This is a genomic window from Streptomyces sp. 8L (assembly GCF_020176795.1).
In the GTDB taxonomy this organism is placed as follows: domain Bacteria; phylum Actinomycetota; class Actinomycetes; order Streptomycetales; family Streptomycetaceae; genus Streptomyces.
Window position 1 is genome coordinate 1 of the sequence record NZ_JAIUKE010000473.1, and the last position, 9260, is coordinate 9260.

The 9260-nt window shown below is 74.0% G+C and carries 8 protein-coding genes; 6 read left to right on the forward strand and 2 right to left on the reverse strand.

What is annotated here, in order from left to right; genetic code table 11:
* From LCE31_RS31445 to LCE31_RS31460, 4 genes are all read left to right on the forward strand, one after another.
* A partial coding sequence (locus LCE31_RS31445; RefSeq protein ID WP_308042334.1) for a hypothetical protein occupies nucleotides 1–828 on the forward strand: 828 nt, incomplete at its 5' end.
* Between the two features lie 152 nt (nucleotides 829–980).
* Nucleotides 981–3038: an elongation factor G gene (locus LCE31_RS31450; protein WP_225020414.1), complete on the forward strand. Its 2058-nt coding sequence runs from the start codon at nucleotides 981–983 to the stop codon at nucleotides 3036–3038.
* 123 nt (nucleotides 3039–3161) lie between these two features.
* Complete coding sequence (locus LCE31_RS31455) at nucleotides 3162–3824, forward strand: GntR family transcriptional regulator (RefSeq protein WP_225020416.1); 663 nt, start codon at nucleotides 3162–3164, stop codon at nucleotides 3822–3824.
* A 98-nt stretch (nucleotides 3825–3922) separates the two neighbouring features.
* The gene (locus LCE31_RS31460) at nucleotides 3923–5173 is read left to right on the forward strand and encodes an MFS transporter (RefSeq protein ID WP_225020429.1); all 1251 of its coding nucleotides are present in this window, start codon (nucleotides 3923–3925) and stop codon (nucleotides 5171–5173) included.
* 72 nt (nucleotides 5174–5245) lie between these two features.
* On the opposite strand, the gene LCE31_RS31465 is transcribed toward LCE31_RS31460, so the two are convergent.
* Nucleotides 5246–5851: a hypothetical protein gene (locus LCE31_RS31465; RefSeq protein ID WP_225020418.1), complete on the reverse strand. Its 606-nt coding sequence runs from the start codon at nucleotides 5849–5851 to the stop codon at nucleotides 5246–5248.
* 37 nt (nucleotides 5852–5888) lie between these two features.
* Entirely contained in the window at nucleotides 5889–6713 is an 825-nt protein-coding gene (locus LCE31_RS31470) for a maleylpyruvate isomerase family mycothiol-dependent enzyme (protein ID WP_225020420.1), read from the reverse strand.
* Between the two features lie 191 nt (nucleotides 6714–6904).
* Here LCE31_RS31470 and LCE31_RS31475 point away from each other — a divergent pair, with 191 nt between their 5' ends.
* Together LCE31_RS31475 and LCE31_RS31480 are read left to right on the forward strand one after the other, a co-directional pair.
* Nucleotides 6905–7753, forward strand: coding sequence for a carbon-nitrogen family hydrolase (locus tag LCE31_RS31475; RefSeq protein WP_225020423.1), 849 nt, complete (start codon nucleotides 6905–6907; stop codon nucleotides 7751–7753).
* Between the two features lie 299 nt (nucleotides 7754–8052).
* Nucleotides 8053–9260, forward strand: a 1208-nt coding sequence (locus LCE31_RS31480) for an MFS transporter (RefSeq protein ID WP_225020425.1), incomplete at its 3' end; no start/stop codon positions are given.

Here is a 9260-nt window from a genome sequence, read left to right on the forward strand (position 1 = left end):
GGGCCGGGGAGCGGAGGCAGGCGCATGGGGCGGCTGATACGGCCGCGCGGGGTGGTCGATCTGCGCGGCCGCGAGCCCGGCGCTCCGGGGCCGGGGCCCGGTCTCCGGCTCGGATATCCGCCGGGCGCCGTTGTCGTGGTGTCCGGAGTGCCGGGCAGCGGGAAGTCCACGCTGCTGCGCGCACTGTCCGCGACCGGCACGAGCGGCGCGAATGGCGCAAGCATCACGAGCAGGGCGGGCGGTCCGGGCATCCGGGTGGCCGACCCGCGCGCGGCGCATCTGCGATGGCAGGCGCGGATGCCCGCCCGGCTGCCGTACGCCGTGTACCGGCCCCTCGCCCGCCTCCACCATCTGGCCCGCCTGTGCGCCGCCGCCCGCTCCGGCGCCCCCGTCCTCGTGCACGACTGCGGCAGCCGGGCCTGGCTGCGCCGCCTGCTCGCGTACGCCGTACGGCACAGGACCGGCCGGGCCGCGCGGGGCGGTGGACGGACCGCCGGGGTGCATCTCGTACTCATCGACGTCGCCGCGCCCGAAGCGCTGCGGGGGCAGCGGGCCCGCGGGCGGCGGGCGCCCCGGCGCGTCTTCGCCGCGCACGTGCGGGGCGTGAGCCGCCTGCTGGCGGCGATCGAGGCGTACGGAGGCGGCGCGGCGCCCGAGGTCGCGTCCGTCGTCCTGCTCGACCGGGTGACGCGCGGGTGGCCGACGGGCATCGCGTTCGACGCGGCCCCCGTGACGGACACGGCGAACACGGCGGGCGCGACGCGTACGACGGACACGACGGACACGACGGACACGGCGGACACGGCGGGCTCCGGGAGCGCGCCGTAATCCGGTTGCCCGGAGGCGGCGGGGCGCGCTGAACTGAGCGGACAGGCGGCAGCCGACAGAGGAGATGTCCATGCGGGGATCGTCCGCGACCGACCAGGTGGCCCGTCCGGGCCGTAAGGCAGTCACGCACTCCCCCAAGGACATGAAGCCTCTTGCGTACGTTGAACCTCGGCATCCTGGCGCACATCGACGCGGGTAAGACCAGCCTCACCGAGCGCCTGCTGCACAGTGCGGGCGTCATCGACACCGTCGGCAGCGTCGACGCGGGCTCGACCCGTACGGACACGCTCGCGCTGGAGCGGCGGCGCGGCATCACCATCAGATCGGCGGTGGTGTCGTTCCCCGTCGACGGCGTGACCGTCAACCTCATCGACACCCCGGGCCACCCGGATTTCATCGCCGAGGTGGAGCGCGTGCTGTCCGTGCTGGACGGCGCGGTGCTCGTGGTGTCGGCGGTGGAGGGCGTGCAGGCGCAGACGCGGGTGCTGGCGCGGGCGCTGCGGCGGCTCCGCATCCCGGCGCTGGTGTTCGTCAACAAGATCGACCGCGCCGGTGCGGAGGGCGTCGGCGAGCGGCTGCCCGCCGAGCTCGAACGGCGGCTCGGCGCGCCCTTCGTGCCGCTGGGGCGGGTGGAGTCGGCGGGCGGCCCGGCCGCCGCGTTCGTCCCGTACGGGCCCGCCGACGCGGACTTCACCGCCGCGCTCGCCGAACGCCTCACGGAGCAGGACGACGCCCTGCTCGCCGCGTATGTGGCCGACGAGGCCGCGCTGACGCCCGCCCGGCTGCGCCGCGAACTGGCCGCGCAGACCGCGCGCTCGCTGGTCCACCCGGTCCTGTACGGCTCCGCGATCACCGGGGCGGGCTCCTCCGCGCTGGTGGCGGCCGTCCGCGAGCTGCTGCCCGCGGCCGCGCGCGACCCGCACGCGCCGCCGGCCGGCCGCGTCTTCAAGGTGGAGCGCGGGCCGCGCGGCGAGAAGGTGGCATACGTCCGCGTCACCGCGGGTACGGTGCGCGTCCGCGACCGGCTCCGCTTCGGCGCGGGCGGCGAAGGCGACCGCGGTGGCGAGGGGAAGGTGACCGGCGTCTCCCTCTTCGACCACGGCGGCGCCCTGCCCGCCGGCGCGATCCCGGCCGGCCGCATCGGGACGCTGCGCGGCCTCGCCGGCATCCGGATCGGGGACACGATCGGCGCGTACGGCGAGGACGCCGCGCGGGCGGCGCACGAGGCCGCGGGCGGGTTCTTCGCGCCGCCGACGCTGGAGACCGCCGTGGTCCCCGACCGCGCCGCCGACCGCGCGGCGCTGCACGCGGCGCTCGCCGACCTCGCCGACCAGGACCCGCTGATCGGCTACCGCAAGGGCCGCCTGCTGCCCAGCGGGGTGCAGGACGTCTATGTCTCGCTCTACGGCGAGGTGCAGAAGGAGGTCCTGGGGGCGACGCTCGCCGACGACTACGGCATCGGCGTCACCTTCCGCGAGACGACGACGATCTGCCTGGAGCGGCCGGCGGGCCGCGGCGAGGCCGTCGAGTTCAAGTCGAAGGACCCGAATCCGTTCCTCGCGACGGTCGGGCTGCGCGTGGAGCCCGCGCCCGTCGGCTCCGGCGTCGCCCACCGGCTCGGCGTGGAGCCCGGATCGATGCCGTACGCCTTCCTGCGGGCCGTCGAGGAGACGGTCCGCGAGACGCTGGAGCAGGGACTGTACGGGTGGCGGGTCACGGACCTCGTGGTGACGCTGACGCACTCCGGCTACTCGGCGCGGCAGAGCCACGCGCACGGCACGTTCGACAAGAGCATGTCGAGCACGGCGGGCGACTTCCGCGCGCTCACGCCGCTGGTGCTGATGGAGGCGCTGCGGCGGGCGGGCACCCGGGTCCACGAACCGGTCCACCGCTTCCGGCTCGACCTGCCGTCGGACACGTACGGCGCGGCGCTGCCCGTTCTCGCGCGGCTCGGCGCCGTACCGGACGCACCGGTCGTGTCGGGCGCGGAGACGACGGTGCGCGGGCGGGTGCCCGCCGCGTCGGTGCACGCGCTGGAGCAGCGGCTGATCGGCCCGACGCGCGGGGAGGGGCTGCTGGAGACGGCGTTCGACCACTACGCGCCGGTGCCGGGGCCGCCGCCGGTCAGGGCGCGCTGGGACCACGACCCGCTGGACCGCCGTGCGTACCTGCTGCGGGTGGTACGCCGGGTGCGCGGCGGCACCGCCTGACGGGAGCGGGCGGGGGCAGGGGCAGGGGCAGCGGGCGGCTCGGCGCTCCCGGGAGCGCGGCGCGGCTGTCCGTATCCCGGACGGGCGTACCCCTTGCGTACATGTTGTATCTAAGCTGTGCGCATGACATCCTCGTCCGTCAGACAGCCCCCCGCCGCAGACCGCGTCTACAGCCACATCAAAGAGGGCGTGCTCGGACGCCGTTACGAGGGCGGGACGCTCCTGACGGAGGGTGAGCTCGCCGAGGCCGTCGGGGTGTCACGGACGCCCGTACGCGAGGCGCTCCTCAAGCTTGAAGTCGAAGGGCTCATCAAGCTCTACCCGAAGAAGGGCGCGCTCGTCCTCGCCGTCTCCGCGCAGGAGATCTCCGACGTGGTCGAGACCCGCCTGCTGGTCGAGGAGTTCGCCGTACGCAAGGTTCTGCGCACGTCGCCCGCCCCGGCGGCGCTCGTGGCCCGGCTGCGAGGGTTCCTCGACGCGCAGCGCGCCTGCGCCGTCACCGGGGACCTGGCCGCCGCGGCGTCCGCGGACCGCTCCTTCCACGCCGAGATCGTGCGCACCGCGGGCAACGAGATCCTCTCCAGGCTCTACGACCGGCTTCGCGACCGCCAGTTGCGGATGGGCGTGGCCGTACTGGAGGCGCACCCCGACAGGATCGCGGCGAACATCACCGAGCACGCCGAGCTCCTCGAGGCGATCCAGTCGGGCGACGCGGAACTCGCCGCCGCGCGGGTGCGGGGCCACCTCGACCGGGTGACCACCCTGGTGCGCGGGGAGGACCGGTGAGCGAGCCGTCCGCCGACTCCCCCGCCCCGTCGGCCCGGTCGGGCACCGCACCCCTCTCGCTGCCCGGGGACCCACCCGGCGGGCGCCGCGCCGCCTGGATGTGGGGCATCGGCGTCGCCGTCTACTTCGTGGCGGTCATCTTCCGCACCAGCCTCGGCGTCGCGGGCCTCGACGCGCAGGAGCGCTTCCACGTCGACGCCTCCGCGCTCTCGACGTTCTCCATACTCCAGCTCCTCGTCTACGCGGGCATGCAGATACCCGTCGGCCTGCTGGTCGACCACCTCGGCACGAAAAAGGTCCTGGCACTCGGCACGGTGCTGTTCACCCTCGGCCAGTTCGGCTTCGCGCTGTCCCCCTCGTACGCGGCGGGGCTCGCCTCCCGCGCGCTGCTGGGCTGCGGCGACGCGATGACGTTCATCAGCGTGCTGCGGCTCGGCACCCGCTGGTTCCCCGCGCGGCGCGCGCCGATGATCGCGCAGATCGCCTCGCTGTTCGGCATGGCGGGCAATCTCGTCTCGACGGTCGTCATCGCCCGCACCCTGCACGGCCTCGGCTGGACGGCCACGTTCGCGGGCAGCGCCCTGGCCGGCGTCGCCGTGCTCGTCCTGCTGCTGCTGTTCCTCAAGGACCACCCCGAGGGCCACGAGCCGCGGGCGCGCTCGGCGCGCGGCGGGCTGGGCGTCCGCCACGTGCGGACGCAGATCGCGGCCGCCTGGCGGGAGCCGGGCACCCGGCTCGGCATGTGGGTCCACTTCACGACCCAGTTCCCCGGCATGATCTTCCTGCTGCTGTGGGGGCTGCCGTTCCTGGTCGAGGCGCAGGGCCTGAGCCGCGCGACCGCCGGCGAACTGCTCACACTCGTGGTGCTCTCCAACATGGTCGTGGGCCTGGTCTTCGGCCAGGTCATCGCCCGCCACCACGCGGCCAGGATGCCCCTCGCGCTCGGTACGGCCGGGGCGACGGCGCTGCTGTGGGCCGCCGCGATCGCCTGGCCCGCCCACCACGACCCGATGTGGCTGCTCGTCACGTTCTGCGCCGTGCTCGGCGCGTGCGGCCCCGCGTCGATGGTCGGCTTCGACTTCGCCCGCCCGGCGAACCCGCCCTCCCGCCAGGGCACCGCGTCCGGCATCGTCAACATGGGCGGCTTCACCGCCTCGATGGCGACGCTGCTCGCGGTCGGCGTCCTGCTGGACGCGACCGGCGAGAACTTCCGCATCGCCTTCGCCTCCGTCTTCGTCCTGGAGGCGCTCGGCATCACCCAGATCCTCCGGCTGCGCGCCCGTACGGCCAGGCGTGAGCGCGACCACGTCGTCGCGAGCAAGGTGGAAGCGGTCCACGTGCCGGTGTGAGACGTACGGCGCGGGCGCCGGGGCCGGCCCGCGTCGTCGACGCGCCCGCGGGCCCCGTGCCGCACCGGCGCGTCAACGACGCGGCCCCGCGGGCAGCCAGGACGTCAGCCCGTCCGTGGGCGTGCGGGCCCGCCAGGCGACGAACTCGGGATACGTGCGTACGCCGTGATCCAGGACCGCCTGGTAGACCCGGACCCCCGGCAGCGGCTCGCCCGCCGCCGCGGCGCCCTCCTTGACGCTCAGGACGGCGTCCCGGGTCTCGTCCGTGAGGGCGGCGTTCAACGGGCCGACCAGGTCCGCCGCACGGGGGCCCGGGTGATCGCCCGGAAGCCACCACATGTCGATCTGCCAGGTCTCGCCGCCCGCCACCTCGTAGTCCAGGCGCCAGTACAGGCCGTGGTCGTCCAGGTCGAGCGCGTTGTTGAACCGCAGCCGCCGCACCCCGGGCAGCTCCGCACACGGCGTCAGCACGGCGAACCCCTCGGCCACCGAGGGCGCGTCGGAGTAGATCTCCAGGTCGATGTCCGGTTCGACGACCAGGTCCAGGGCCACGGAACCGACCACGACGGGGTCCCCGCAGCGCCGCCACCTGGCCTGCAGGTCCAGCGTGCGGAGGACGGAGAGCGCGGCGGCACGGCGTCGGCGGGCACGGTCGGAACGGGCGGCAGAGGTGTCCATCCGCCGATGGTAGGAACCACCCGCCCCGGCCGGCGGGCTACTTCGTGACCACGAACGCGCGCAGGATCGCGTCCGCGAGCTCCTGGTCGCCGTCGATCTTGACCTGGTCCGCGACCGCCGCGGGCCGCACCCGGCCGCACGCCAGGCGGAAGTACGTCTCCCAGTCGAGTGTCAGCGAGACGGCGGGCCCGAGCGAGGGCGCGCCGTCGATCGTGCCGCGGCCGTCCGCGTCGACCCGGACCGTACGCATGAACTCGAGCGGCCCGTGCACGTCGAGGACGACGGCCGAGTTGCGGGGCGCGCCCGCGTCCTTCGCGACCACCTTGGGCAGCGCGGCGAGCAGCGTGTCCCTGGCGACGTGGGCGCCGGGCGAATCGAGGTTGCCGGGCCTGCCGAGCGCCGTACGCAGGTCCTGCTCGTGCACCCAGATGTCGAACGCCCGCCGCTGCATGGCCACTTCCAGCGTCTGCTCCTTGCCGAGGGGCGCGCGGACCATGGTGTCGGGAGCGCGGTTCTCGTTCCGCAGCTGGCGGTTGCGGCGGATGATCGTGTACTCCAGCTCCGCCGTCATCTCCGGCGAGGTGTGGTGGCGGCGCACGTCCACCTGCATCTCCATGTAGCGGGAGAGCTCGTCCGTCACGTGGTAGAGGTCGCGCGGGAGGGTGTGGATGGGGCGCGGATCGCCGAGCATCTCGCACTCCATGCCGATCACATGGGAGACAACGTCGCGGACCGACCAGCCGGGACACGGCGTGCGCCTGTTCCACTCGCTCTCCGGGAGCGGCTGCACGAGGGCGGCTATCGCTTCGACGGAGTGGGTCCAGGCATCGGCATAGTTCTGAAGGCTGGGATGGACGGTCACGGGACCCCTCGGCGGTTCTGCGGTTTCGCGGGCTGTCTTGCTGGCTGTGGCTGGCGTGGCTGGCACCGGGCTGCGCGGGCTGCGTGGGAGGTTCGGCGCCTAAGTTACGCTGCCCGATGGCACCCCGGCAGTGCTTTCGTGTGACGATCGTAGGCCCGTACTGACGGGTCGAATGCCAGGACGGTGGTAGTGTGCGCGCCTCGCTCATCCAGATCGCGGTAGATCAGGACGAACCAGTCGATTCCCGCCGGGCCCGGGTCGCCGCCCTGGTACGGGAACAGCGCGGCGCGGACCTGGTGGTCCTGCCCGAACTCTGGCCGACGGGCGCATTTGCATACGAATCCTTTGCCGAAGAGGCCGAGCCGCTGGACGGCCCCACGTTCGCGGCCCTCGCGCCGGCCGCGCGCGACGCGGGGGTGTTCCTGCACGCGGGCTCGATCGTCGAACGCGCCCCCGCGGCCCCCGAGGGGCGTCCGGACGGTCACTCCGACGGCGGCCCCGACCGCGAGGTGCTGTACAACACGTCGCTGGTGATCTCGCCCGAGGGCGTGCTCGTCCGCACCTACCGGAAGATCCACAGGTTCGGCTTCGACAAGGGCGAGGCGACGCTGATGAGCGCCGGCTCGCAGATCACGACGGCGGCTGCGGCGGGTGCGGTGCTGGGCCTCGCGACCTGCTACGACCTGCGCTTCCCCGAGCTGTTCCGCTCCCTCGTGGACGCGGGCGCCGATGTCCTCGCGGTACCGGCGGGCTGGCCCGCGCGGCGGCGGGAGCACTGGACGCTGCTGGCACGGGCCCGCGCCGTCGAGAACCAGTCGTACGTACTGGCCTGCGGGACCGCCGGCACCCACGCGGGCGTGGAGCAGGCCGGGCACAGCATCGCCGTCGACCCGTGGGGCGAGGTGCTCGGCGAGGCCGGGAACGGCGAGGAGGTCCTGACGGTCGACCTCGACATCACGAGGGTCGCGAAGACCAGGAGCCAGTTCCCCGCGCTCAAGGACCGCAGGCTCGGACTGCCCGCGCCCGACGGCATCGCCTGACGGGAACACCGGGCGCCGCCCGCCGCTTCCCCGCGCGGGCCCCGGCCCGGGGGCCTACCGCGACACTGCCCTACCGCACTGCGACATACGTCACCTCCCGTGTCGGTCCGCGCCGGAATGCACGGCGCCGCGCCACTGCTGCACTTCCCGGGGGCCGGTTGCGCCGGCCCCTGTTTCCGCGCGCGCGGGCAAGGGCGCCCCGCCGGGATCACGACAGATACGCAGTAAACAGACCGGTCCGGATCGCCGCAGACCCGGACAGACCCCTGCTCGTACCTTCCGGAAGGTTCTCCCGCGCCATGCCACTGGCACTGCTGGCCCTGGCTGTCGTCGCGTTCGGCATCGGCACGACCGAGTTCGTCACGATGGGGCTCCTGCCCCAGATCGCTGACGGCGTCGGTGTGTCCGTCCCGCACGCCGGCAACCTCGTCTCCGCCTACGCGCTCGGCGTCGTCGTCGGCGCGCCGCTGCTGACCGGCCTCGGCGCGCGCATCCCCCACAAGCGGCTGCTGCTGCTCCTGTCCGGGCTGTTCATCGTCGGCAACACGGCGTCCGCGCTCGCCCCCAACTTCGGCCTGCTGTTCGCCGCGCGGGTCCTCGCCGGGCTGCCGCACGGCGCGCTGTTCGGTGTCGGCGCCGTCGTGGCCTCCCGGCTCGTCGCGCCCGAGCGGGCGGCCCGCGCCGTCTCGACCATGTTCCTCGGGCTCACGGTGGCCAACATCGTGGGCGTACCGGCGGGCACCGCTCTCGGCCAGCAACTCGGCTGGCGGTACGCGTACTTCGCGGTGGCCGTCATCGGCGTCACCGCCTGCCTCGCGCTCGCCCTCCTCGTCCCGCACCAGCCGCGCGGCCCCCAGTCCGGGATCAAGCACGAGCTGCGCGCCATGGGCAACAGGCAGGTCGGGATCGGCCTGGTCACGGCGGTCGTGGGATTCGGCGGCTTCTTCGCCGTCTACAGCTATCTCGTGCCGATGCTGACGCATCTGACGGGCCTGTCCGACTCGTCGACCACGCTGGTCCTCGCGCTGTACGGCGTCGGCATGACGCTCGGCACCCTCGTCGCGGGACCGCTCACCGACCGGGCACTGCGCCCGACCCTGTACGCGGGGCTCGTCCTGCTCGCGGCCTCGCTGGTGACGTTCTACTTCGCGGTCCACAGCACCGTGCCCGCACTCGTGAACATCGCGTTCATCGGCGCCGTGGGCTCGCTGATCACCACCCCCGTACAGATGCTGCTGATGGCCAAGGCGGACAAGGCGCCGACGATGGCGGCCGCCTCCAACCACTCGGCCTTCAACCTGGCCAACGCGGGCGGCGCCTGGCTGGGCGGCCTGGTCATCTCGGCGGGCTGGGGCTGGGCCTCGCCGACCCTGGTCGGCGCGGTACTGGCACTGGCCGGCCTCGGCCTGGCCCTCACCGGCGGCTTCCTGGACCGCGGCGGCCACCGCTCCGAGGTGGTGGCGTCGTCGCCCGCCGGCCACACCCCCACGGAGCCGGAGCCGGGCCC